At 38.0% G+C, this 23,530-nt stretch carries 23 protein-coding genes and 1 pseudogene; 13 read left to right on the top strand and 11 right to left on the bottom strand.

Going from position 1 to position 23,530, the window contains the following annotated elements:
- Positions 1–124: 124 nt before the first annotated feature.
- A complete protein-coding gene (locus AC6UDE_RS00275; protein WP_500696224.1) occupies positions 125–412 on the bottom strand; it encodes a hypothetical protein in 288 nt (95 codons plus the stop codon).
- Between the two features lie 355 nt (positions 413–767).
- On the opposite strand from AC6UDE_RS00275, the gene AC6UDE_RS00270 reads away from it, so the two are divergent.
- Both AC6UDE_RS00270 and AC6UDE_RS00265 read left to right on the top strand, forming a co-directional pair.
- Positions 768–1,049, top strand: coding sequence for a type II toxin-antitoxin system RelE/ParE family toxin (locus AC6UDE_RS00270; RefSeq protein ID WP_500696223.1), 282 nt, complete (start codon positions 768–770; stop codon positions 1,047–1,049).
- Between the two features lie 19 nt (positions 1,050–1,068).
- The gene (locus AC6UDE_RS00265) at positions 1,069–1,374 is read left to right on the top strand and encodes a HigA family addiction module antitoxin (protein ID WP_500696222.1); all 306 of its coding nucleotides are present in this window, start codon (positions 1,069–1,071) and stop codon (positions 1,372–1,374) included.
- Between the two features lie 148 nt (positions 1,375–1,522).
- Here AC6UDE_RS00265 and AC6UDE_RS00260 read toward each other — a convergent pair whose 3' ends face one another.
- The 3 genes from AC6UDE_RS00260 to AC6UDE_RS00250 form a co-directional block, all read right to left on the bottom strand.
- Entirely contained in the window at positions 1,523–1,687 is a 165-nt protein-coding gene (locus tag AC6UDE_RS00260) for a hypothetical protein (RefSeq protein ID WP_500696221.1), read from the bottom strand.
- Positions 1,688–2,483: 796 nt separating this feature from the next.
- On the bottom strand, positions 2,484–3,500 hold the full coding sequence (locus AC6UDE_RS00255; protein ID WP_500696220.1) for an NADP-dependent oxidoreductase: 1,017 nt from the start codon (positions 3,498–3,500) through the stop codon (positions 2,484–2,486).
- Positions 3,501–3,512: 12 nt separating this feature from the next.
- Entirely contained in the window at positions 3,513–4,325 is an 813-nt protein-coding gene (locus tag AC6UDE_RS00250; RefSeq protein ID WP_500696219.1) for an oxidoreductase, read from the bottom strand.
- Between the two features lie 104 nt (positions 4,326–4,429).
- On the opposite strand from AC6UDE_RS00250, the gene AC6UDE_RS00245 reads away from it, so the two are divergent.
- Both AC6UDE_RS00245 and AC6UDE_RS00240 read left to right on the top strand, forming a co-directional pair.
- The gene (locus AC6UDE_RS00245) at positions 4,430–4,969 is read left to right on the top strand and encodes a TetR/AcrR family transcriptional regulator (RefSeq protein WP_500696218.1); all 540 of its coding nucleotides are present in this window, start codon (positions 4,430–4,432) and stop codon (positions 4,967–4,969) included.
- A 12-nt stretch (positions 4,970–4,981) separates the two neighbouring features.
- Complete coding sequence (locus tag AC6UDE_RS00240; protein WP_500696217.1) at positions 4,982–5,677, top strand: type 1 glutamine amidotransferase domain-containing protein; 696 nt, start codon at positions 4,982–4,984, stop codon at positions 5,675–5,677.
- Between the two features lie 84 nt (positions 5,678–5,761).
- Here the strand turns inward: AC6UDE_RS00240 and AC6UDE_RS00235 are convergent, their stop codons facing one another.
- The gene (locus tag AC6UDE_RS00235; protein WP_500696216.1) at positions 5,762–6,124 is read right to left on the bottom strand and encodes a MerR family transcriptional regulator; all 363 of its coding nucleotides are present in this window, start codon (positions 6,122–6,124) and stop codon (positions 5,762–5,764) included.
- A gap of 103 nt (positions 6,125–6,227) precedes the next feature.
- A complete protein-coding gene (locus AC6UDE_RS00230) occupies positions 6,228–6,599 on the bottom strand; it encodes a carboxymuconolactone decarboxylase family protein (protein WP_500696215.1) in 372 nt (123 codons plus the stop codon).
- A 283-nt stretch (positions 6,600–6,882) separates the two neighbouring features.
- Between AC6UDE_RS00230 and AC6UDE_RS00225 the strand changes: the two genes are divergently transcribed.
- Entirely contained in the window at positions 6,883–8,004 is a 1,122-nt protein-coding gene (locus AC6UDE_RS00225) for an MFS transporter (RefSeq protein ID WP_500696214.1), read from the top strand.
- A 133-nt stretch (positions 8,005–8,137) separates the two neighbouring features.
- The gene (locus AC6UDE_RS00220; protein ID WP_500696213.1) at positions 8,138–9,709 is read left to right on the top strand and encodes an ATP-binding cassette domain-containing protein; all 1,572 of its coding nucleotides are present in this window, start codon (positions 8,138–8,140) and stop codon (positions 9,707–9,709) included.
- Positions 9,710–9,878: 169 nt separating this feature from the next.
- On the opposite strand, the gene AC6UDE_RS00215 is transcribed toward AC6UDE_RS00220, so the two are convergent.
- Positions 9,879–11,645, bottom strand: coding sequence for an MFS transporter (locus AC6UDE_RS00215; protein ID WP_500696212.1), 1,767 nt, complete (start codon positions 11,643–11,645; stop codon positions 9,879–9,881).
- A 219-nt stretch (positions 11,646–11,864) separates the two neighbouring features.
- Here AC6UDE_RS00215 and AC6UDE_RS00210 point away from each other — a divergent pair, with 219 nt between their 5' ends.
- From AC6UDE_RS00210 to AC6UDE_RS00195, 4 genes and pseudogenes are all read left to right on the top strand, one after another.
- Positions 11,865–12,404, top strand: a complete 540-nt coding sequence (locus AC6UDE_RS00210) for a TetR/AcrR family transcriptional regulator (protein WP_500696211.1) — start codon at positions 11,865–11,867, stop codon at positions 12,402–12,404.
- 489 nt (positions 12,405–12,893) lie between these two features.
- Entirely contained in the window at positions 12,894–13,910 is a 1,017-nt protein-coding gene (locus AC6UDE_RS00205; protein WP_500696565.1) for a zinc-dependent alcohol dehydrogenase family protein, read from the top strand.
- A gap of 18 nt (positions 13,911–13,928) precedes the next feature.
- Positions 13,929–14,651 (top strand): annotated as a pseudogene (locus AC6UDE_RS00200) (DUF6198 family protein); the annotation flags it as partial.
- A gap of 72 nt (positions 14,652–14,723) precedes the next feature.
- Positions 14,724–15,116, top strand: coding sequence for a VOC family protein (locus tag AC6UDE_RS00195; protein WP_500696009.1), 393 nt, complete (start codon positions 14,724–14,726; stop codon positions 15,114–15,116).
- Positions 15,117–15,209: 93 nt separating this feature from the next.
- Here AC6UDE_RS00195 and AC6UDE_RS00190 read toward each other — a convergent pair whose 3' ends face one another.
- Positions 15,210–17,984 carry a cation-translocating P-type ATPase gene (locus AC6UDE_RS00190; protein WP_500696564.1) on the bottom strand — a complete coding sequence of 925 codons (2,775 nt, stop codon included), beginning with the start codon at positions 17,982–17,984 and terminating at the stop codon, positions 15,210–15,212.
- 262 nt (positions 17,985–18,246) lie between these two features.
- On the opposite strand from AC6UDE_RS00190, the gene AC6UDE_RS00185 reads away from it, so the two are divergent.
- Positions 18,247–19,158: an alpha/beta hydrolase fold domain-containing protein gene (locus AC6UDE_RS00185; protein WP_500696210.1), complete on the top strand. Its 912-nt coding sequence runs from the start codon at positions 18,247–18,249 to the stop codon at positions 19,156–19,158.
- A 16-nt stretch (positions 19,159–19,174) separates the two neighbouring features.
- On the opposite strand, the gene AC6UDE_RS00180 is transcribed toward AC6UDE_RS00185, so the two are convergent.
- The 3 genes from AC6UDE_RS00180 to AC6UDE_RS00170 form a co-directional block, all read right to left on the bottom strand.
- Positions 19,175–19,768, bottom strand: a complete 594-nt coding sequence (locus AC6UDE_RS00180; RefSeq protein ID WP_500696209.1) for a cadmium resistance transporter — start codon at positions 19,766–19,768, stop codon at positions 19,175–19,177.
- An 11-nt stretch (positions 19,769–19,779) separates the two neighbouring features.
- Positions 19,780–20,295 (bottom strand): hypothetical protein, encoded by a 516-nt coding sequence (locus AC6UDE_RS00175; protein WP_500696208.1) that lies wholly within the window; start codon positions 20,293–20,295, stop codon positions 19,780–19,782.
- A 65-nt stretch (positions 20,296–20,360) separates the two neighbouring features.
- Positions 20,361–21,548, bottom strand: coding sequence for a multidrug effflux MFS transporter (locus AC6UDE_RS00170; RefSeq protein ID WP_500696207.1), 1,188 nt, complete (start codon positions 21,546–21,548; stop codon positions 20,361–20,363).
- A 161-nt stretch (positions 21,549–21,709) separates the two neighbouring features.
- Between AC6UDE_RS00170 and lepB the strand changes: the two genes are divergently transcribed.
- Both lepB and AC6UDE_RS00160 read left to right on the top strand, forming a co-directional pair.
- Positions 21,710–22,312, top strand: coding sequence for a signal peptidase I (lepB, locus tag AC6UDE_RS00165; protein WP_500696206.1), 603 nt, complete (start codon positions 21,710–21,712; stop codon positions 22,310–22,312).
- A 148-nt stretch (positions 22,313–22,460) separates the two neighbouring features.
- Positions 22,461–23,471 (top strand): hypothetical protein, encoded by a 1,011-nt coding sequence (locus tag AC6UDE_RS00160; RefSeq protein ID WP_500696205.1) that lies wholly within the window; start codon positions 22,461–22,463, stop codon positions 23,469–23,471.
- Positions 23,472–23,530 lie beyond the last annotated feature (59 nt).

Here is a 23,530-nt window from a genome sequence, read left to right as displayed (position 1 = left end):
AATGCGACTAAATTTTTTAAAATTTAGTCGCATTTTGTAAGGCAAATTATTTATTGATACTTTTGTCAAAAAACGAAATCAAATATCGTCCAAATTTTGAGCTTAAATTAAAATTATTTGTTTTTTAATTTCGACTTTTAGCTTGGTTATAACCATCAATAAAGTTATTTATTTCATGTAATTTATTTCTAAAAATCATGTTTAAGACTCTGATTATTTTTGTAGGATATTTTTTAAATCGTTTATTCTGTTTATAATCGTTTATAGCTTGATTGTATCCAAGTTGAAAATCATCCTTGCTACTTTTTATGTTACTATAGTTATTTTTATCATAATTACTATAATAATTATGATAATTTCCGGTTTCATAATGTTTTTTTATATAATCGTGTAGTTGTTTTGCAAAGGGCATCTTAAGTTATCTCCTTGGAAATGTTTTTTGTAATTATGTAAACAATTTAATAGAATTATTGCATTGAAATAGTAGTAAGTAAAGTGGTAACAAAAGATATTTCGAAGATAACTTTAATTATACACTAAAGTCTATTAACTATTTAACCAGAGTTGCATATGGGTGTACCTCAATTAAGCAAATTGGAGCATTTTTTGTTTTCTTTAAAAAATTGTGTTTTGCGGATGGTTGTGGGTTGCTTTAGTGTGATTAATGTATTGGGTAATTAGGATGTGTAAAATTAATTTGTACATTTCCTTGATTATATCTGTGAAACGGATATAATATTTATATAACAAAGAATAAGGGAATGCATATGATAAGAAGTTTTGGTAATAAAGAAACAAAAAAAGTTTTTGAAGGAAAATTCTCTAAAAAGATACCTCCTGAATTACAGGAGAAACTCTTAATAAAATTAATGTATATGAATAGAGCAAGAGATTTAGAAGATTTAAGAATGCCACCATCTAATCATTTAGAAAAAATGATAGGAAATCGAAGCGAAAATTACAGTATCAGGATAAATAATCAATATCGTTTGATTTTTTCTTATAAAAATAATGACTTTTATGATGTTGAATTTATTGATTATCATTAACTAGTAAGTGAGGTAAGAAATGATGAATGAAAAATATTTAAAAATACCAACTGTTGGTGAGATAATAAATGAAGAATTTTTAAAGCCAATGAATTTATCTGGGTATGAGTTAGCCAAAAAAATGCAAGTTCCATATTCAAGGATCAACGAGATTCTTAATGGTAAACGTCAAATTACTATTGATACGGCAATTCGTTTAAGTATTGTTTTTGGAACATCTATTGAATTATGGACGGGATTACAAGCAGATGTTGATGCTAGAAAAGCTGAGTTCATTTCAAGAAGTAAGAAATACCATAATTTAAAGAGAATAAAATCTGCCTAAAAAGACTTGAAGTGCCCCATAATTGTTAGACAATAATCTAATAATTATGGGGCACTTTACACATTAATTAGGGAATTTTTTGCTTTGATTTGTTCGTTATTTGTTACTAATAGGAGCTTGGTAGAGCTTTCCGTTGGCATATTTTTTATCACCATAGATTTGTTTTTATTTTAGGAATCAACATAAGTGTTCCCTGTTGGTTTTTAGTTAGAAAGTATTCTTGCCCCAAAGCTAATCCGTATTCTTTTTGAGTCTTGCTATTGAAGTTAAGAACAATTGAGTTTCCAAACTTTAGGATTTTAACTTTTTCCATTGACATCATCTCTTTAAATATGTTGTATCACAAGTAATACTAAAGAACATAAGATTACATGATTTTTAGTTGGTTTTGAATTTGTGATTTTAAATGTTATTCTCAAAATTCATATTAATTTTGGAATAAAGTGGACAAATAGAAATGAGACAAAAGAATAAATTAATTTGGGTTTAATATGTAATGAAATTTATGTGTTATAATAATGACGTAGATGATTAACAATATGAATGCCAAAGGCCCTTAACTAATGCGATAGTTAAGGACCTTTTTTGTGGCATGGCTAAGATGTTGGCTCAATTGTTACTACTTGTTTAGCCAATGTTGAAATAATAAAAGTATTATTCCACTAACAAGTTGTAACATAGATGATAAAAGGATTAACAATATGAAGTACCTCCTCGCAATAGATTTACGACGAGCCAGCCTTATTATTTTATCACTAATTAGGCCCCTGTTTACTAATGTAAATAATTATTTATTATTCGATATGAATAAATCAGTAAAAGATACAAAAGTCTCAATCTGTGGTGAACTTTTTTGTATCATGACAGCTGCTGAAATAGCAGATTTGATATATTCTCAATAATCAGCGGTGGTAAAACACACGCACAGTATGAATTTTTGGTATTTTATTTCTCATTATTGGTGGCTGTTGTTCGTTTTTGGAGGATTTATAGGATGGTTTGTTCCTGAAATTGTTGATGTATTTAAATAAATTAAATGAAGTGCCAGACATAGAATTTTAACTTTATCTGGCACTTCATTTTATTTTTACGGTTTTTATTAAATAGTTTTACTTCATCTCAATCACTATCTTGCCAGTAACGTGGTGTGATTCCAGTAGTTTATATCCTTCAAGCACGTCACTAAACGGGAAGACCTTATCAATAATCGGTCTTAACTGCTGGTTTTCAATCATCTGGGTTAAAATGTCCAGTTGAGGTCCACTGGGATGCATGATGAAGAAGGTGTATTCAACGTGATGTTTTTTGGCTAAAAGTCGCAAGGGATCACTAGCAATCCCAAATAAAATCGATTTAAACCAACCAAGATGGTGTTCCATTCCAAATTTGAAGGTTGGAATTCCGTTGATGGTGATTAGCTTGCCACCAGGTTTTAAGATTTTAAAGGTATCTTTGAGGGTCTTGCCGCCACGACTGTCAAAGGCAATGTCGTAATCACTTAACACCTCGGAAAAATCCGTCGTATGATAATCAATCACTTGATCGGCACCTAAAGAGCGCATTAACGCCACGTTCTTTTGACTCGTGGTCGTCGCAACGAAGGCACCCCGCGCTTTGGCAATCTGAATTGCCATGGTACCAACGCCACCAGACCCGGCCTGAATGAAGACTTTTTGGCCCCTTTTCAGTTTGCCAATTTCAATTAAAGTTTGGTAGCTCGTTAATCCGGCTAGGGGAACAGCACTAGCGTCAACTAGACTTAAGTTACTAGGCGTTTTGGCGATCTCGTTCTCGTCAATCGCGATGAATTCGGTTAAAGTGCCACTTTGATAATCATCAGGACGCCCGTACACCTGGTCACCCAATTGGAATTTAGTTACCTTTTTACCGATTTTGACTACCGTTCCAGAAAAGTCGTTTCCGACGGTGATCGGTAATTTGTACGGCATGATGATTTTTACCTTACCGGATTGAATGGTGTAGTCGATTGGGTTGAGTGACGAGGCCGCGATTGACACCAAGACCTCGTTGTCATTGATTTGAGGAACGGGGATGATGTCCTTTACGAAGGGCGTTCGGTATTTCAGCAGTTGCAGCGCGGTCATTTGTTTGGGGATTTTAATCATATTGATGACCTCTTACATAAATTTAGGGATCAGACGATCCATCAGTCTCGTTGGTAAAACGGCATTGAAGAAAGCGGTTGGCTTCGCACCAAACCCAATGAGATATCGTGGTCTGGGCTTTTTGGCTAAAACGACTTTTTGAATTGTTTTGGCAATCAGAGTGGGTTGTGACGCTAATTTTGAAGCATAGATTTTATTAGTTTTTTTGGCCATTTCTTTAGCGGCTACTTCGTACTTGGTTCCCTTAGAGGAATTAACCAGCTTGTTCATAGCGATTTTGGACCAGTTACTTTTTACAACCCCCGGTTCGATTAAGACCACCTGGATGCCAAACTTTCTTACTTCCATTCGAAGTGAATCACTTAAAGTTTCAAGCGCATGTTTGGATGCGAAGTACCAGCCGGCGAGTGGGCTACTGAACCGGCCCGCCATTGAAGAAATGTTGATGATTTTGCCCGCGTGTTGTTTTTCCATGTAGGGTAAAACTAGTTTGGTTAGGGCAATTAACCCGAAGACGTTGACGTCAAATTGGCGTTTGGCTTCCTCAGTACTGACGTTTTCGATGGCGCCAAAAGAACCATAACCGGCACCGTTGATCAAGATGTCAATCTTGCCGGCGGTTTGGATAACTTGATGAACACCTTTTTGCATCGAATCTTGGTTGGTAACGTCCATGTTAATTGGTGTAACCCCGAAAGCCTTTAATGGTTCCATTGCGTCCGTTTTTCTGGCAGCTCCAAAAACTTGATAACCGGAGTTTGCCAGTCGTTTAGCGGTTTGATATCCCATTCCGGAGCTAGCTCCTGTGATTAAGATTGTTTTCATTAGTTACCTCCTAAATGATATAAGTTTCATTGATTAAGTTACACGAGTATATTATAATACAACTGTTGCATTTGCAACTATGAACTTAAAAAAGGTGATTATTAATGGAAAAAAAGATTGACAGAAGAGTTCGAAAGACCCAAAAAGCCATTCAAGACAGCTTTCGTGAACTATTGCAGGAGAAACCTAGTTTAGATCAAATTTCGGTGAAAATGATTTGCGATCAAGCCGACATTACGAGAAAATCTTTTTACGACCACTATTCTGACAAGTCAGCGCTGGTTTTGGACCTTATGAATTCATATTTCAAAGAGTTGAGGTTGACCTGTCAGAATGTCGACGACACGAAAGTCCAAGAAAAGATTGAACTTTGGATTAATTTCTTCACTCAGGACCGTAACTTCTTTCGTAATCTATTAAAAAGTCAAGATTCGTATCAGTTCAGAAAAGAATTCAACGATTTTACCAGGGAACAACTGGCGTTTGTCACTAAAGACATCAGTCAAACGGAACTAGACTTCATTTGCTACGGAATTGATGGCATCATCGAAGAGCTGGTTTTATCAGACAAACAGGTTGATAAAGGTGAACTGGCTAAGAGAGTGAAGGCGATTTTAGTGTCATATCTGAGTCAAGATAAATAGGAGGATGCTGCGATGAAAAAAATTTTAGTGGTCGAGACTAACACGACTAATTTTCCCAATAGTAATCGACTGACTGGTCTGTGGTTGGGTGAATCAGCTGAGTTTGTGGCGGAAGTTCAAAGGGCTGGATACGACGTGGACTATCTTAGTCCGAAAGGGGCATACATTCCGATTGATCCGAGAAGTATGAAGTCGTCGTATGTTGATTCTGATACCCTAAAGATGTATCAAGATCGGGACTATCAGAATCGTGGATTGTCTAACACTATGAAACCAGCTGACATTAACCCAGAAGATTATTTGGCAATTTACTATACCGGTGGTCACGGAGTAATGTGGGATTTTCCCGATAACCCGCAGTTACAGAAAATCAGTTTGGAAATCTACAATAACGGTGGATACATCTGTTCGGTGTGTCATGGCATTGCTGGAATCCTTAACATTAAGCTGCCAGATGGGAAATATCTGATTTCTAATAAAAAGATTACTGGTTTTACGACTGCTGAGGAAGTTTTAAGTGGCAACTATAAAAGAGTGCCGTTCTTAAATGAGAAGGTTGCCGAAGAGCACGGGGCCCATTTTGAAAAGGTACGACCATTTAAAAGCCATGTCGTGAGGGATGGACGCTTAATCACGGGACAAAATCCGCAATCACCGAAAGCGGTGGCAAAGGAGCTTGTGAGGGCGATAAATATAAGCAAGAAATAAAAAGATATATAATACTAATTATCAATTTAGCTAAAAAGAGACTCACAATGATTGCCATTGTGAGTCTCTTTTTAATAAGAATGATTAATTTTCCTTTTCTTTTTTCATTTGCTTATATATTTCTAATTTTTTGTTTATAAAATTGATGTAATTATTTACGATATTTTTGTTTTCAATAAGATGTTTTTTATGTTCATTTAATAAATAAATTCTTTCATCAATTGACCTGTTACCCTTTTTTCGTAACATTGAATATTTAACAATTGTTTTTAATGGCATTCCAGTTTGTTTCAATCTTTTTATGAATTCAATCCATTTTATGTCTTTTTCTTGGTACGTTCTTCGATTGCTTTTAGATCTTTTCGGATTCAATAATCCCAATTTTTCATAGTACCGTATTGTATCCATTGAAAGGTTTACTTTTTTAGAAAATTCACCAATATTCATAATTAATTATCCTATTCTGTTGATATAGATCTAAAATTGTATTTATATTAGCATTAATTATACTATATAATAATTTATTTTTAACAGTAAAAGGCTAAATAAATTAACGTGATTTAAATACAGTTTTAGCTACTTCAATTGCATTCAACACTTTAGGAAATCCAACATATGGTATGCACTGGATAAACGTTTCGATTATTTCATTCTTTGTAAGACCAACATTTAGACTTCCATTAATATGAACTTTTAATTGCTCTTTAGTGTCTCCTTGGGTTAATAGGGAAGTAATTGTTATCATTTCTCGTTGCTTTAAGTTTAGGGTTCCTCTTCCATAAATATCATTAAAAGCAAATTCAATAATCATAGATCCAACATCTGGAGCAACTTCATTCAATGACTTCATAACTTGATCGGCTGAAGACGCATCGATCTTATCTAACAATTTTTTGCCGTTTTCAAATCTTTTGTTATCCATAAAATATTATCTCCTTTATTTTTGTTAGTTAGATAATATCTTATGGAGTTAACTCCATGTAAAGAAGATAATTTTAAAATATCAAAATTACTGAAAGAATATTTCCATTAGTATGATATTGACATTTATGTTTGAACAATAAGAACGGAAGTTGTTTAATAGAGCTAACTTAATTGTAAAAGGGGAAGAAATATTCTTCCCTTTTTTTAGAATCTGATTGATTGGAGGAGATCCTATCGATGCTTTAAGTACTCAAATAAAAAGCTTTTTAACCGGAAACTTTATGTATAATTTTTCCAGGGTCCTCCCGCATGCGATCTTATCCGTAATTCTGTTGGATAAGGGATTTTCTATCAGTCAAATATCTATCATTCAAAGTATTTTTATGGTTGCAGCTCTCATAATGGAGATTCCATCTGGTATTGTTTCAGATATTATTTCAGAGAAGAACATGTACCAACTTTCTCTAATTTTGATTTTTATTTCTTATTTTTTAACTTTTATGACCAAATCATTTCTGCTAATCAGCGTGGCATGGTTTTTGTATGGGATGTCATCAGCGGGCATGACAGGGTCTTTAGACACCTATTTTGTGAAAACCATTAAAAATCATGACGGTAGTATCAAAAAATTCAACGTGAAAAACAACTATGCGATTTTGTTTAGTGGATTAATTGGTGGCGGACTAGGTGCAACCATTTATAACTACATCGGAATTAACATATACATTGTGTCTTTATTAGGATTTGTGCTTGCCTTTATACTAATTCAAGGCTTAATTCCAAAAGTAAACATCAAGATGGAAGATCGGATCACCTTAAGTCAAATGGTAGGCGGACTTAAAAGTCTTAAAAGTAACAGTAAATTATCAGTAATCATTGTACTGATGTGCTTTTTGCAGATGTTTGCCCAAGTGTTCTATCAATATTGGCAGTTTATCTTGTTACAAGACCACATCTCTAAAGCTTACTTCGGAATTGTGTATGTGTTGTTTCAACTCTTTTCAATTATTGGAAATATGATGTTAAAACACATCAAAATTTCTAAGATATCTTATATTATTAACCTGATACTTATTCTGATTTTATTTGCGTTGTGTAATGTATTCAGGCTTGATTTTATGCCCGTCGTTTTTTTGACGCTCTTACAGATTCCGTTCAATGTCTATTCATATCAACTTAATATTGAATTTCAGCATTACGTTAATAGTAAGATGATGTCCACTTTTATTTCTATCATGGAGTTCTTATCAATGATTGTTGCCGCTCTCACTTTGTGGTTTATTGCGGCTTTTGTATCGAATAGTAATTTAATGATGGTTTTAAATGTGGTTGTGTTAATTTTCTTTATCGGATCTATGATAATCAATGTTTTGAGAAAAAATGAAGAGATCCAAAATGAATAGATTTTATAAATGATTTTTTTAGGTGTTGAACATTAAGTTCAACATCTTTTTTTGATGGTGCTATGATTGTCTCAATTTATTTGAATCACATAAAAATTAACGGTAATTAATATTGGATATTGGGAGCAGGCCGATGAAATATTTTGCTAAGCATTTGATTAAACGAATTGGTATTTTGAAGATTATCATTTACCTTTTATTTTTATTTGTATCGTATGCCATCTTCTATTTACAGCCGTATTTACTAAGTAATATCATTAATTCAAACGGTAAGAAAGTTATCTTTACGAGTTGTTTATTGTTTTTAACGTTAATGATTCCTTCGATTACCACTTATGTTAGTAATTATTTTTTACAGGCTACACGTAAGTATTCTAAACAGGAGATCTGGTCAAACATCGAAAAGGGTGGTTATAAGTATTTTCAAGCAGAAAAAGTGGGCAAACTTCAAAGTTATATTGATGAGGTATCATTTTCATGTCGTAAGTTGATTCAAGAGGTGATGCCAGCAGGGATTAAAGGAGTTGCCTTACTTTCTTTATATACCGTTATTTTGGCTAAAATGAATTTAATGATTGGAATTGCATATTTAATTGTCTTTCTCATCTACATTTTACTTTCTGTTAAATTGTCGGGAAGAAATCGGCAATATGTCCGCGACTCTTTAAGTAAAACTTCCAAAGTGAATGAATACATCTTGGATTTTTATAATAATAAAGAAACAATTTATTCGCTAAGAAGTTTAGGCCATGAAAACGATATTTTTAATAACCTACTAAATAATGAGAGAAAAATCTATTATAAATTACAAAATAAAATTAATGGATCTGCGATTATCCAGCAGTTATTTATTGTGGTGATGGCTTTTGGAATTATTGTATTTATCAGCATTGTTGGTAAAAACAAAGCCTACAGCATTTCTGGACTTTTAATTTTAGTGTATTCAATCATTAGTTTGAGTCAATTTGGGTCCGAGTATCTGGAGATGATTGAGCTTTTTGATCGTATCAGGTCAGGATTAGACGATTTACACTATCCTGTTTTGGGTTCGTTTCATGAAGGCAGAATTTTTGCCCCGGGTAGTGATTGGTTGAAGGTTAAAAACATTAAATTTAGTTATCGTAATAGCAAAAACATTTTTTGCCATTTGTCATTAAACATTCATAAGGGTGAAAAAACTGCGATTGTTGGTGATAATGGCTTAGGGAAAAGCACGTTGTTAAAAATAATTGGTGGACTGATAGTGCCACAAAGGGGTGAAATTATAATTCCAGCGGAAGGTTCAACTGATGTTGTTTATCTTGGTCAGGATACACCGTTATTTAACCGATCGTTATACGATAATTTAACGTATCCAGGAAATCAGAAGACATCGTTTGACTTAGTTAATCAACTTTTTGACGAAATCGGATTAGAGAAAGTTGCAAAAGATGCTGCTTTGAAAAATTATTCTACCAAAGAATTTAAGAGTCATTTTTCCGGTGGTGAGCAACAGAAAATCCTGATTTTGCGAACTTTTATTCAAGACCCATCGGTGGTTTTGTTTGATGAAAGTAGTAGTGGACTTGATCCACAATCGGTTAATATATTCTATGAATTAATGGGAAAATATTTAAAAAACAGCACCGTTATTTCTGTCGTTCATAATAAGTCTGAACTACGATACTTTGATCATGTAATTAATCTAAATGGATCTATAAAATAGTTATATTAAAAATAGGTTATTTGTCCTTGATTTTATATCGAAGACAAATAACCTAGTAAAATTATATAATTTGTTCAATTTACGAATGTATTTAAATTATTTATACATGTAGTAGTTTTCAAATTAATGTATGCAGATATAAATGTTATAGTTTAATGGTGTTTTTTGATCATTTAGACTTTTTCTTTTTGTCAGTCCAATATGCTAAAGGTGTGCACAGTAAGACAATCAAACCATTAACAAGAAAAACATTATCGAAAGCTAGACTTAATTGATGATTTTTTGTATGTTTTACTTTGTTTAATGCTTCAGTTAATTGCTGCTTTTGTGCGAGTAGTTTAATCGCAACTTCAATGTGATTTTGTCCTACAACTAAAGGTTTAATGACGGATTGTAATTGTGGGATATTCAGTAGTTTTTGACTCCCCATTGATAATTGCTTATTAGCATTATATAAAGCGGAATAAGAAGTTTTTGGCTTAGGATCTGGTAATCCTTTAGTATCTTTAGCAGCGCCTTTAATTTTTTCTTTCAATTTATTTGGATTACTAGAAATGTTTTTATTATCTTTACTTGTTTTTAAGGTTTTACCAATTTCTTCATGTGCTACTTGTTTTAAATGAGGTGATAAATAAGAAACTCTAATTTGATTATATGCAGTATGTCGAATATTAGTTTTAGCTGTGTTAACGTTTGCGTTTAATAAAGTGACCAAAATAGCCATTCCGAGACACTGTCCTACATATCTTGCGGCATTTACAACTCCTGAGCCAATTCCATTTTTACTTATAGGTAAGAATTTAACAGACGCTGCTAATGAAATTGCGGTAAATCCAAGGCCAACACCAATTATTAAATTACATGCGATGATATTGGATGTTGGAGTTCCTGTGTCTATTAGTGCCATCATGAAAAGTCCGCCGGCAGAAATAACTAGACCAATACCAATCAACAATTTAGCACCTAACTTATGATACATACTTGTAGCTATAGGCATACTAATTGAGATAGCTAATGAAGCTGGAATTATTAAATATGCAGAGTGCAGGGCAGAGAAATTTCTTACATTTTGTAGAAAGTAATTTAGAATTAATGAAGGGCCAATTATAGCGAATCCAAAAATTAGATAAACAATACTAGATGTTGTAAAAGTAACTTCTTTAAATAAGTTTAATGGAATAATTGGTGAGGAAACCTTAAGCTCAGTAACAATGAAAAGAAGTAATCCAAGAACAAATGCGGAGAAGCTTCCGATAATAATTGGTGAACTCCACCCGTATTGATGACCTTCTAATAAACCGAATGTTAATCCTCCCATTGTAATTGTCAGCAATAGCATTCCAATCCAGTCAATTTTCTTGGATATGGTACGATCGTAAGATTCATTGGTTCCAAAAATAATTGCCAAAAAAGCAATTACAGATATCGGGACATTAATTCCAAATATCCAACGCCAACTTACCCAGTTTAAAATAAATCCACCTAATGCTGGTCCACCTGCTGCAGCAAGAGCACTGAAAGCACCAATAGTTGCTGCAACACGACTTGTACTATTCTTTCCGAAGAGCTCAATACCCATGGGTAAAACGATTGGTGTCAGGATAGCGCCGCCAATTCCCTGAATAAATCTATATAATATTAATAAGTTTAGTGAGGTAGCTGTCATACAGGCAAATGAAAATGCTCCAAATAGCAAGCAACCTATTAGTATAATAACTTTTCGTCCATATATATCAGCAATTTTAGATGCTGTAATCATGAATACAGCCATTGCCAAAACATAGATTGTTGCTACCCAGGTCGTATCTGTTAAGCCTGTATTAAAGCTATTCATGATTTTAGGCAATGCAATATTTACAATCGTAGCATCAAGTGCTCCCATGAACATTGCTAAGATTAGTCCACCAAATCCAATAGCTTTCTTTGTTGTAAGCAAAGTACATCATCTCTTTCTTTCTTTCTTTCTTTTTTATTCTGCTACACGTGTGCCAGAACTACTTGTATAATAAAAAGAAAAAATAAAAATAGCAATAGATTAAGGGTAAACTTAACTCTTGACACTTTTTATCGTAATTGTGTCATATAATAAATTGATTCAGTATGATTTATATTTCGATTAATATTAGAAAGTAGGGAATTGACGATGGCGAACAGAATGTCCAAACAAACAAAAACTTGGATTTTTAATTCTTTTTTTGATCTATTAACAAAGACTTCTTATAAAAAATTAACCGTTGAAAAGATTAGTCAAAATGCACAAATATCCAGACGAACTTTTTATCGAATTTTTAAATCGAAAGATGATTTGTTAAAAATTTATTTTGATGAATTGTTGAATGGTTATTTAGACATGTTAAAAATAAATACGTCACAGGATTTTAAAATCTTTGTAAAAAACTTTTTTGATTTTTGGGGGAATTACACTAAACAATTAAAATTATTGGAAAGAGAAAATTTGTTAACTACCATGCTGAGTGAATATAACAAAAAAATACCTCAATTCTATGATTCTTTTCCAATGATGTGGCATTTGAAAACTACTGACAACGGAGAAATTTCAATTGCAACATGGTTTGTTGTTGGAGGACTTTGGAATGTTTTTGTTGGATTATTATCAAAGGATGTAACGTATAATAATAATGATTTAGCGCAAGTAATTACTGAAACTATTTTCCGCATGGGTCAATATAAATAGTTTTTTAGAATCATTAATTAATTATGTATTGACCAATAATCTATAACTTTAGTGTCTATCATTATAAGTCTGAACTACAGTACTTTGATCATGTAGTTAATCTGAATAATTTAATTTGATAATCATCCCTGGACCACTAGGACATCTTCTAGCGGTTTGGGGATGTTTTTATTTCCGAACAATTCGTGTGATTTTCATTTTTACTTCGTTTTATCAAAACAATTATTGTGAAATTATTATTTATGTTAATTTATTTCAGAATAAAATGAGAATCAAAATGATTTGAAATATTGATCTTAGTATATTTGCTGATTCAGAAGTGCTTGTGAAGTTGTTATTTATTGCCATGCCAATAGTGTAAGCGGTTGCATTATTAAAATTCCGAGTATATATTGAATGTGTAAATAAAAACAAGCGCTTATTTTACTTACTATTAATTAATACTAAATTTAACATGATAAAAAGAGGCTATTTATTATGAACGATAAAATGAATGCTTTAGTAATGACTGCCAAACAAAAGATGAAGATGGAGCAGATTGACACTCCAACTCCAAAAGACGATGAAGTTTTAGTTGAAACTGCCTATGCCGGAATCTGTGGGACTGATAATGGGCTGTTCAACGGACTACCAGGCTCCACTGACGCTACCCCACCAATCGTGTTAGGTCACGAAAATTCTGGGATTGTTGCCGCCGTTGGTAAAAACGTCCAAGAATTTAAAAAGGGTGATCGGGTGGCCGTTGACCCCAATATTTATTGTGACAAGTGTTTCTATTGTCGAACTGGTCGTTATGAACTCTGTGACAACTTGTCAGCCATTGGAGTAACTCGTAATGGTGGACTTGCTCAATACTTTACAGCACCTGAAAAAGTGGTTTACAAGTTACCAGATTCAGTCTCACTTCAAGCTGCATGTTCACTTGAACCAATCTCTTGTGTGGTTCACGCAATGAAGATTACCGAGAACATTACCCCTTACCAACACGCTTTAATCATTGGTGATGGTTTCATGGCTCGTCTGTTCGCTCAAATCCTGCGTGACTACGGGATTCAACGAATTGATTTAGCCGGGATTCTAGACGACTCAGTGCTTGACCGTTTGAAGACTGAATTAAAGTTAGACAACGTGATTAACACGACGAAGACCCCGATTAAAGAAAATTATGATTTTGTGGTTGAAGCCGTTGGTCGTCCTGAGACTCAAGAAGAAGCTGCTGAGCACACCAACAAGGGTGCTCAAGTGCTGATGTTTGGAGTCGGTAAACCTGATCAGACCTTCTCAATGAATACTTACAATGTTTTTAAGAAACAGTTAACGATTAAAGGATCGATTATTAATCCCCATGCCTTTGAAGATGCGATTGCTTTACTGGCATCCGGTGCCGTTAAGACCACTCCGTTCCAGGATAATATTTTAAAGCTTGACGAAGTTGAAGGAGTTCTAAATCATACGACCCCTAAGATGGGGAAGTCGATTGTCGCAGTTAACCCAGACCTTAAATAGAAAAATGTGGTGATTGTTATGACTGCAAAGAAAACACCACGAACGATTTCGATGAGTGCTTCGATTATTTATTTTATTATTTCAATCATCATCAATTCGCTTGGAAACGTTCTGACGTTGGTCACCAGTGCCAAGGTGGTTCCGCAGTTTTTGGGATCCGCTTACTGGACGGCGGCCGAAACCAACTTTAGTATTGCGATTCATTGGAATCTTTTTTGGACTTTCGTCCTGATCGGAGTCGCCATCATCATCTTGAATGCGCTCTTACTTGGAAAATGGGACTGGGGCAGAGCCATTGGAAACATGATTTTCATGATTCCGTTTTCCTGGTTAGTTCAGGTGTTCTATGACCTTTTGACCGAGATTATCAAGTTACCGGAGGCCCGTTCGTTGGGCTTAATCGCCGTTTACGTGCTGGTCAACTTTATCGGAGTTGCGTTTATTGCGATTGGAATTTCGATTTATCAACGGGTCAACCTGGTCTTACACCCAAATGACGATCTAATGCAGATCCTACGTTTCAAGTATTTTAAGGGGAACGCCGCTGAAGCAATGTGGGCTTCATACATCCCACCGACTGTTATCGGAATAATTGCGATTTTGATCACACATCGAATTGAATACTATGGGATTGGAACGATTTTTGCCTTTCTTTTCCAGGGTGGCATTACCGGAATTGCCGATAAGGTCGTCTTTCCAAGCCTCAAGCACCAAGCGTTAGATACGTCTAATGGCATAGAAGATTCAACGGTGGCAACCGACGTTGATAATGATGAACACCAATTATCGCATAATAAAAAGGGGAGTAAGAAAATGAATATTAGTGATTACTTTACTGGTCTTCAACACGTAGGAATTCCTACCAAAGACCTTAACAAAACCATTCAGTATTATGAAAAACTTGGATTTAAAAAGATTGGCGATTTCCCAAATGGTAACATTCACTGTGCCTTTATGAAATACGACAACCTCACCCTTGAAATTTGGGAAGGCGAGCCAACCAACCCAGTTGATGGCGCGATTAACCACTTTGCCTTAAATACCACTGACATTGAAAGTGCCTTTAAGGCCGCTAAAGAAATGGGACTGAACGTCGATGATGATCAAATTCAATACATTGGGGCATACTGGACGAAGGGAATTAAATTCTTTAACGTCTATGGTCCTAACCATGAACGCATTGAATTTTGTCAGATTCTGAAGTAACGATTGATTGCCATTAAATTATTAAAACCTCAATTTTTAAAACCCATACCAAAAGGGGATGTTGAACAATTCGTTCAGCATCCTCTTTTAATTTTATAGGGCTTTTTCTAATTTTTGTAGGTGAGACATGTGTTGGTTGAACTTGTTGTGGATGTGTCGTCTTACGAAGTACTTTCTGACCTCATCGATTAGAACCAGTGGAATTGGGATGGCAATCAGATAGATCCAGTCACTGACACCAATTGCGGCGGTTCCAAAGACACCTTGAAGAAACGGAACGTAGATTAGGAGGGTGATTAGGACAATCTGAAAGGCGATGCCCCACATGATGCGGTGGTTACTAAAGATCCCAATTTTAAATAGGGAGGTTGAATCGGTTCGACAGTTAAGGACGGCAGCGATTTGACAGAAGCCGATGGTAGCTAGCGTCATGGTAGTGGCTTCGGCGTAAAATGTGCCACTGCCAGCTAGTGGAATCTTGGGCCAACCGTGTTGGTAGTTGGCAAAGAAGTAACCGCCAGTTGACAAGATAGACGCAAATAGTCCGTACCAACCAAACGCTTTGATAATAAGTCCCTTGTTTAACAGGTGCGAGCTTCTTGAACGTGGTGGCCGTTTCATGATTCCCGGTTCACTCTTTTCGGTTCCAAGTCCCAGAGCTGGCAGGAGATCAGTCCCCAGGTCAACGGTTAAAATCTCCATAACCGTCAGTGGGAGTGGAATGGCACCGTTTGAGATTAGGAATAGAATTGATGGAAAGGCTTCGGCCATATTACTGTTCAAGATGTAAAGGAGGAACTTCTGGATGTTGCTGTAGACGGTTCGACCTTCTTCAATGGCAGAAACGATGGAGGCAAAGTTGTCGTCGGTTAAAATCATGTCGGCGGCATCCTTGGCGACGTCGGTTCCGTTAACCCCCATGGCGATGCCGATGTTAGCTTTCTTTAGAGCTGGAGCGTCGTTGACACCGTCACCAGTAGCGGCAACCACGTCACCGTTTTTTTGACACATGGAGACGATGCGATACTTGTCTTCCGGAGCCACCCTGGCAAAGATGACTTCACCCTTGACGGCTTCTTGAAGTTGATCGTCTGACATCTTGGTTAATTCTTCTCCGGTGATGACCCGCGCCTTGTTAGAGGTAATGCCGATTTGGACGGCAACACTCTTGGCGGTTAAGGAACTGTCACCGGTGACCATGATGATCCGAATGTTGGCACTATTACATTTCTTGACGGCGTCAAAGATTTCCTCTCGTGGGGGATCGGACATGACGGCTAGACCAACAAACGCGAGGTTCTTTTCGGTGTTGTCAATCGTGGCTTGTTTCGGATCATCGGTGTCGTCATCGCGGTAAGCAAAAGCGAGTGAACGCAGTCCTTGTTTAGCGTAGTCGGCATTAGCTTGGTTAATCTTTTGCCTGTCAGTTGCGGTGATGGGGCGCACCTGACCGTTTACTAGGATTTTGTCACAAATCGAAAGAATGTTATCAAGGGCACCCTTGGTGTAAATGACGTTACTGCCGTCTGGCGCCGTCTTTTGAATCGTGGTCATGCGGCGCCGATTGGCGTCAAATGGGAGTTCTTTTAGTCTCGGCGTCTGTTTTGCCGCAGTGTCACGGTTTAAACCGGCCTTGTCGGTCAAGATGTTCAATCCGGCTTCGGTTGGAGTTCCTAAAATTGACGGAGCTTTCTTGTTGTCCGGGTCGTACTTAATGGCCGTGTCATTATTTAACAGGGCAATCTTTAACAAAAGGGCCAAATCCGGTTCGTGAGCGAGATTGACATTTTTGCCGTTGAACTGGATGTTGCCGTTATTGAAGTACCCCGTTCCGGTGACGGTATACTCTTTGTCTGGAAGCCAGACGTGGTTGACCGTCATCTGATTTTGGGTCAGCGTTCCGGTCTTATCAGAACAGATTACGTTTGTTTCACCCAGGGTCTCAACGCTGTCTAAGTCTTTTAAAAGGGCGTGGCGTTTGGCCATGACCTGAGTGCCGTGGGCTAGAGACAACGTGACGGTCGGAAGGAGTCCCTCCGGTATGAAGGCCACGATCATTCCCAGTGCGAAGATAAACGACTTGGCAAGCGGGTAATGAACAAAGTAAATTGCCAGGATAAAGAACGTAATTCCAATCGCAAAAGCAATAATGGAAATTTGACGGGTCAAACGGTTCAATTCCTTAGTAAGTGGTGAGTCCGTCTTCTTCTGGTTTTGCGTCAGGCTGGCAATCTTACCAAATTCGGTGTTCATCCCGGTCTTAACGGCTAAGACGGTCGCCGTTCCGTTAGTGACAACGGTCCCAGCGTAGACCACGTTACTGATGGCAAACTTTCCGTCACCATGTTGGTACTTATTGTTCTTATCAACCGGAAGTGATTCACCGGTTAGAGCAGATTCGTCCACCTGTAGTGATGAAGAATGGACCACGACTCCGTCAACTGGGATGGCGTTACCCGCTTGCAGTTGCAGGAGGTCGCCGGGGACAATCCCATCAGCGTTGATTTGAACTGATTTCCCGTTTCTGATGACGTTGACGTAGGTTGGCAGTAGATTACTAAGGGCGTCGGTGGCCTTTTTGGCTGCATGTTCCTCCCAAAATGAGAAGAGACCATTAATAATGTTGACTGCCCAAATTGCGATTCCAAGGTCGACGGTGCCTGCCAGAATGGCAATCACACCACTGACCCACAGCAGCATGGCCATTAGTGAAGTGAAGTTTTTAAGGAAGGCGATTAAAACCGATTCCTGCTTACCTTTCTTGATGACGTTGGCTCCGTTTTTTTGTAACTTTTGTTTGGCCTCGCTGGTAGTTAGACCCTTGGTGCTCGATGTGTCTAGCGTGCTAGTGAGATCTGACAATGGCATTTTGGCGTAATCATCGTCAGTTAGAATTTTGTTATCCAATGTTTCTCACCCCTTTTTCCAAATAACGTTTAGAATGTGCTTCTAAACAACCGTGGACTGATTTTAGCCTCTTTTTTTAAAAAAGCAATAGAAAAAACTGACTTTTGTAAAATAAATTAATTTAATCTGAATCAGGGCAAAACCATCACGATTAAGTAGGAATAATTGCCGCCCTTCTGCTTTTGAATTATCATAAAATTAACTACTTCAAAGGAGTCTTAAAATGGTTAAATTCATTGAACGTGAACATAAATTTTCACCAGCCGATTCTGACTTCGTGGACCGCAAGTTCATCGATGTGGCCTATGCGGATGGAGAACGACACAAGCTTGACGTTTACCTGCCAAATGAAAAGCGCGGCCGTTACCCCGTCATCATTGATGTGCATGGCGGCGGAATGTACTTCGGACAGAAGAGTTCCTTTAAATTAAACGGCGCTTTGGAACTGTTAAAGCGCGGTTACGCGGTTGTCAGTCCCAATTACTCACTTAGTTACATGAAACCATTTCCCACCGCAATCTACGAATTAAAAGCCGTGGTGCGCTTCGTGAAAGCTCACGCTGATAGTTATCACTTTGATAGTAACGCAGTTTTCATGATGGGTGAATCATCAGGGGCTCAATTAGCGATGTTACTGGCAGCTTCTGAAGCCAGTGGCCACCTTGAAAGTGATTTTGGTAGTCATTTTGACTATTCAAGTCAGGTTGATGGCGTGATTTCTTCGTACGGATTGTACGAAATGGACCTTTTAAAGCCAGAGTTTGAGGCGCTCGGGCAAAAACCTAACTTTTATGAGACCGGTGACGCCGATTCGTTTGAGGGCGCGATGCTGGGATTTCACCGACCGATTGACGTTCCTGACCTAGTTGCCGAGGCCAATCCGGTGACGTACCTCAACGAAGCCATGGTGCCGGCGCTTCTGTACGCGGGAACCGGTGACCGTGTTGTTCCGTACGTTCAGACGATTAACATGGCGGCCGAACTCATCAAGTTCATTGGCAAACAGAACGTTGAGGTTCACATTGTTGACGGTGTTCCCCACGGTCCGAGTGGTTTTATGAATGAGACCGTGTTTGACCAGAAGGATCAGTTCATGAAACGAGTTATAAAACAAAAGAAAAATGCATCCCACTAGGATGCATTTTTGTTAATTAATGAAAGAAATGGGCAATCGTGCCGTTTTGAATTAAAACGGAGATTCCTAGAAGAATGTACACGATTGATGACAGGTAACGACCGTATTTTCCTAACAGATTTTTAATCGGTTTATTGTCCTCAATGAGGATGGCACAGAAGAAAAAGATGACCGCCATGATGAGCATGGTGATGAGTGCTAGGAGTAGTTCTAAGTTAGTTTTGCGAATGAAGATAGGTATGAAGACGGCGACGTTATCAGCACCACACGCGGTAATGGTAATCGCCACGACTTTCATCACAATTTTAAATTTTGATCCATTACTGGTACTGATGTCACTACTAGAGTGGGGTTTGGGTGGAAATAACTCCTTAATTCCAAATAAAATGGGGAAGATCCCAAGAAGGCCGAGAATCCACATCTGGGGAACAGCCCCGAGAATCCGTGCAATCGCCATCGGTAGGATAGTTAATCCCACCGTTCCAATTAAGTCACCAGTTAGGACCAACTTTGGGCTCTTATAAGCTCCTAACAAGAGGACCAAGACGAGCAGGTAATCCAGATTGGTTGAAAAATAAGCCACGATTGAGCTGAAAATAATTTCGATCATTAATTCACTCCTTAAAATGCTCGAACGGCAATGACGATGCCATCAGCGACGAAGAACAAGGCCAATAAGATGACCATTTCTGAGGTGGAAACAAACGACAGAATGGTGAGGGCAACTGAAACGATAATGCCCAAAATCCCCAGGCCAATCACGACTACGTGGTACCACTTCCGAACTTTAGGAATGAATCTGACCGTTAAAAGTTCAGTGAGGGAGTCCACGATTATCCAGGCAAATATTAAGATCAGGACCACGTGAAAGTTCAAGAATTGATGAAAAAACAAGATGGTACTGATTACGATTTCAATCGTTCCCGTTACAATCAAGGTCTTATTAATCACATTGAAATAGTTGGACAACTCGTAGTACAGAACGTAGCGATAGATTCCGACTAGTAGGGTTCCAAGCGCCATAATGGTGATTAAAGAGCCAATTGGTCGGATAAATAGGAGGAACGCAACAAATAAAAAGTAGAGTCCGACTACAAGTGAGAAGGAGTCGAAGCGTTTGTTTTTGGTGGTGAGCATGGGGTGTTCTCCTTACTGATAGAATAAATCTGCAGAAAACCTGCAGAAAAAATTAATTATTAGCTTTATTTTCTCACAGTTTTTGGTCTGACCAACAATAAGTTAATCAGAATCATGGCAATTAAAATGATGAGTCCCATTGGCAAATACGTATTTTCACCCATGATACCAACGAGTGGTGAAACAATTCCACCCATGGCGTTTTGCGTTAGACCCACAAGAGCTGAGGCACTGCCGGCGTTCTTACTGGCAGCGTTCATGGCGACGGTCGTGGATAACGTCAGCATGGCACCAATAAAGATGAGAATGATGAAGACTAGGATAATAACCACTAACAGGTTTTTAAACCAGATGGCACTGAGAATCAGGATGAAACTAGTGATGATGGTGGTCTTAATGAACCATTTTAATAGGGTGATGGAGTCGGTTTTCATTACCAAACGACCCGGCAACGCACTACCAATCCCAATTGCAACTCCGTTTATGGCGTATAAGAAGCTAAATTCGGTGACTGACATGTGAAACTGACTCTGAAAGACAAAGGAAGAGGAAGAAATGTAGCTAAATAGCGACCCGTAGACCAGTCCGGTTGCGAGCACCAGGCGGAGAAACTTGGGATCCTTTAGTAGGTAAAACATCTGTACTTCGGATTGAAAAAGGGAACCGGTGCTGCGGTTTTCGGGCGTTAAGGTTTCGGGAATGCCAAAGAGGCACATGAAAACGATGACGATTCCGATCACCCCTAAAATGAGAAAGATTCCCTGCCAGTCGGTAATTTTAATGATTAAACCACCAAAGATGGGAGCAATGATTGGGAAGATGCCGTTAACAGCAGTCAATAGTGAATAAAAACGGGTCAGGATTTTTCCTGAAAACATGTCACGAGCGACGGCTCTAGAAATGACTTGACCGGTTGCTCCAGCGATTCCTTGAATGAGTCTTAAAGTGATTAAGGCATAGATATTGGGAATGAACGCGATCATTGCAGATGAGACACTAAATAGGATAAAACCGATGATTAGTAGTGGTTTTCTACCATAATGGTCACTTAAGGGGCCGATGATGACTTGTCCAACCGCCAGGCCAATCAGACAAGCAGTGATACTTAGTTGCATCATGGAGGCGTTGGTGTGAAACGTTGCCATCATCTGTGGGAGCGCTGGCATGTATAGGTCCATTGAGAGTGGACCAGTTGCGCTAACGATCCCAAGTAAGACCGCTAACCAAATGACGTGACTTTTCTTTGTTTCCATTTTTTCATCCCTAGTAAAAAATTTGCGATCAATGACGCACTAATTGCTATTATAAGGTATACTTACTAAATATATAAAGGAAATTTTCGGGATGGAGTTCATCCCTGACAAATCATTAGTGATAGAATAAAATTATACATAATGATTGAGGAGAATCTGAAATGAAATTTTTTAAGAGCGTCATGAGTTGGGTGATTCCGATTGTGATTGGACTGATCCTAGCCTTAATAATCAGACAATATCTATTTACGCTGGCCAAGGTTGATGGACCATCGATGCAGCCGAACCTTGAAAATGGAGAACGGATCATGGTTTTCAGACAGGCGAAGATTAAGCATCGAAGTGTCGTTGTATTTAATGCGGCGGGGGAGGATCCCACTGCTGCCCCGAACACCGACTACGTTAAGCGGGTGATTGGACTTCCTGGTGACACCGTTGCCTTTAAGGGTGGCAGTATCTACGTTAACAACAAGAGGGTTAATCAGGATTACATCAGTAAGAGTCAGCAGCAACAAGGAACCTACTACAACCGGATGCCTGGTGACTGGGATCTAACTAGTTTATCCAAGAACTGGCCTAAAAATAAGGGTGCCGTTAAAGTACCTAAAGGTGAGTACTTCGTTCTAGGTGATCACCGGAGCGTCTCAAACGATAGCCGTTACTGGGGCTTTGTTCCAAAGAAGAAGGTCGTGGGAGTTGTCAAGACCTTCCCATGGAGTACCACCAAGCAAAAGCGGTATAATATTAATGAATTAGGATATTAAATCAATAAAAAGCTCATCATATTTATGATGAGCTTTTTATTTAAATTAATTTTTGGGGGATTATATGAAGGGATTGATGAAGAAGCTTTTATTTGTGGTGTGCCTGCTTTTTGTTGGATTGGTCGTCATTTTTTATTTTTTAGAATTTATGAAATCAAATCAAAATGAGACCCAATCATCAAAACAAGCACACGCCTATCAGGTAGTTGACAACAAGGATTACTCACGGGGCTATTATCCATACGAATCGGCCTATAAACCAAATGAGAACTATCCGAACACTTTACATACAATTCGGGGTGAGGGTCATTCTGACTTTATCACCCAGTACTTTTTACCTACTTATACCAGTAGACACGCGCGTTTGAACGACCGCAATCACCGGTTGATGCGTAATCCACAGAGTGTGGTGCTACACGGACAGTATGCGTACGTTATGTACACCTTCTACGGTGGCTCCAACACCGGGTTCGTGGTGCGCTATGATTTAAAAAAGCTAAACGAACTGGGATTTGACTTGCCAGGCTACATGGGGAAGTTTCGTCATAGTAAGACCGAATTGGCCGCCATCAAGGTTGGGCCCGTCTTTCACACGGGGCACGGGCAGTCGATGGCCTATAACCCTAAGAATAAACAGATGTGGTTTATCAAACAGAATGGGTTTAAGCCGGTTGTCCAACGTCTGAACATGGAGACTTTAAAGCCAGAACAAAAAGTCAGAGCACGGGTTCAGTCGACCATTCCTGGTAAGGTTCCAATGGGAATGGTCCTCGCCTTTGATAAAACCGGTCGGGCGTATTTTTACAGCATTACTCATCACGGCATCGCTCCAAGGGGAGCCGTCAAGATTTATCGCGGTCAGATTAACGAACGGGGAGCTAAGTTCAAACTAATCCCGCAATTAATCCGACACGCTCCTGGCATTGTACCCCAGTCACTGGCATATAACGGTCAGAATAATAACCTTTACCTCGTTTCTAATGGTGGGGTCATGCGAATTCCGGTCAATAAGTTAGGCCACCTCAAGACCAGCGACATCCGGACGATTATTACCGACGGTCACCGTGAATTTGAGGGACTGTCGTTTGAAGACGGGAAGGGCATGCTACTGGTAAACCGAGGTCCCGAACTGATGCGGATGACGAATCCTAATTTTTAGTCCCTTCGCTTGTAAAACGATTAGTTGAGACTTAGAATTACAATTAACTAATTAATCGA

The sequence above is a fragment of the Fructilactobacillus sp. X2R5C3 genome, assembly GCF_059901325.1.
The sequence above is the reverse complement of the archived record's forward strand: the minus strand, read 5'-3'. Positions and strand labels throughout refer to the sequence as shown.

Excerpts from the sequence above, each read along its gene's own strand:
- AC6UDE_RS00275 (WP_500696224.1), bottom strand. The coding sequence starts at position 412 with ATGCCCTTTGCAAAACAACTACACGATTATATAAAAAAACATTATGAA.
- AC6UDE_RS00270 (WP_500696223.1), top strand. The coding sequence starts at position 768 with ATGATAAGAAGTTTTGGTAATAAAGAAACAAAAAAAGTTTTTGAAGGA.
- AC6UDE_RS00265 (WP_500696222.1), top strand. The coding sequence starts at position 1,069 with ATGATGAATGAAAAATATTTAAAAATACCAACTGTTGGTGAGATAATA.
- AC6UDE_RS00260 (WP_500696221.1), bottom strand. The coding sequence starts at position 1,687 with ATGGAAAAAGTTAAAATCCTAAAGTTTGGAAACTCAATTGTTCTTAAC.
- AC6UDE_RS00255 (WP_500696220.1), bottom strand. The coding sequence starts at position 3,500 with ATGATTAAAATCCCCAAACAAATGACCGCGCTGCAACTGCTGAAATAC.
- AC6UDE_RS00250 (WP_500696219.1), bottom strand. The coding sequence starts at position 4,325 with ATGAAAACAATCTTAATCACAGGAGCTAGCTCCGGAATGGGATATCAA.
- AC6UDE_RS00245 (WP_500696218.1), top strand. The coding sequence starts at position 4,430 with ATGGAAAAAAAGATTGACAGAAGAGTTCGAAAGACCCAAAAAGCCATT.
- AC6UDE_RS00240 (WP_500696217.1), top strand. The coding sequence starts at position 4,982 with ATGAAAAAAATTTTAGTGGTCGAGACTAACACGACTAATTTTCCCAAT.
- AC6UDE_RS00235 (WP_500696216.1), bottom strand. The coding sequence starts at position 6,124 with ATGAATATTGGTGAATTTTCTAAAAAAGTAAACCTTTCAATGGATACA.
- AC6UDE_RS00230 (WP_500696215.1), bottom strand. The coding sequence starts at position 6,599 with ATGGATAACAAAAGATTTGAAAACGGCAAAAAATTGTTAGATAAGATC.
- AC6UDE_RS00225 (WP_500696214.1), top strand. The coding sequence starts at position 6,883 with ATGTATAATTTTTCCAGGGTCCTCCCGCATGCGATCTTATCCGTAATT.
- AC6UDE_RS00220 (WP_500696213.1), top strand. The coding sequence starts at position 8,138 with ATGAAATATTTTGCTAAGCATTTGATTAAACGAATTGGTATTTTGAAG.
- AC6UDE_RS00210 (WP_500696211.1), top strand. The coding sequence starts at position 11,865 with ATGTCCAAACAAACAAAAACTTGGATTTTTAATTCTTTTTTTGATCTA.
- AC6UDE_RS00205 (WP_500696565.1), top strand. The coding sequence starts at position 12,894 with ATGAATGCTTTAGTAATGACTGCCAAACAAAAGATGAAGATGGAGCAG.
- AC6UDE_RS00195 (WP_500696009.1), top strand. The coding sequence starts at position 14,724 with ATGAATATTAGTGATTACTTTACTGGTCTTCAACACGTAGGAATTCCT.
- AC6UDE_RS00190 (WP_500696564.1), bottom strand. The coding sequence starts at position 17,984 with ATGCCATTGTCAGATCTCACTAGCACGCTAGACACATCGAGCACCAAG.
- AC6UDE_RS00185 (WP_500696210.1), top strand. The coding sequence starts at position 18,247 with ATGGTTAAATTCATTGAACGTGAACATAAATTTTCACCAGCCGATTCT.
- AC6UDE_RS00180 (WP_500696209.1), bottom strand. The coding sequence starts at position 19,768 with ATGATCGAAATTATTTTCAGCTCAATCGTGGCTTATTTTTCAACCAAT.
- AC6UDE_RS00175 (WP_500696208.1), bottom strand. The coding sequence starts at position 20,295 with ATGCTCACCACCAAAAACAAACGCTTCGACTCCTTCTCACTTGTAGTC.
- AC6UDE_RS00170 (WP_500696207.1), bottom strand. The coding sequence starts at position 21,548 with ATGGAAACAAAGAAAAGTCACGTCATTTGGTTAGCGGTCTTACTTGGG.
- lepB (WP_500696206.1), top strand. The coding sequence starts at position 21,710 with ATGAAATTTTTTAAGAGCGTCATGAGTTGGGTGATTCCGATTGTGATT.
- AC6UDE_RS00160 (WP_500696205.1), top strand. The coding sequence starts at position 22,461 with ATGAAATCAAATCAAAATGAGACCCAATCATCAAAACAAGCACACGCC.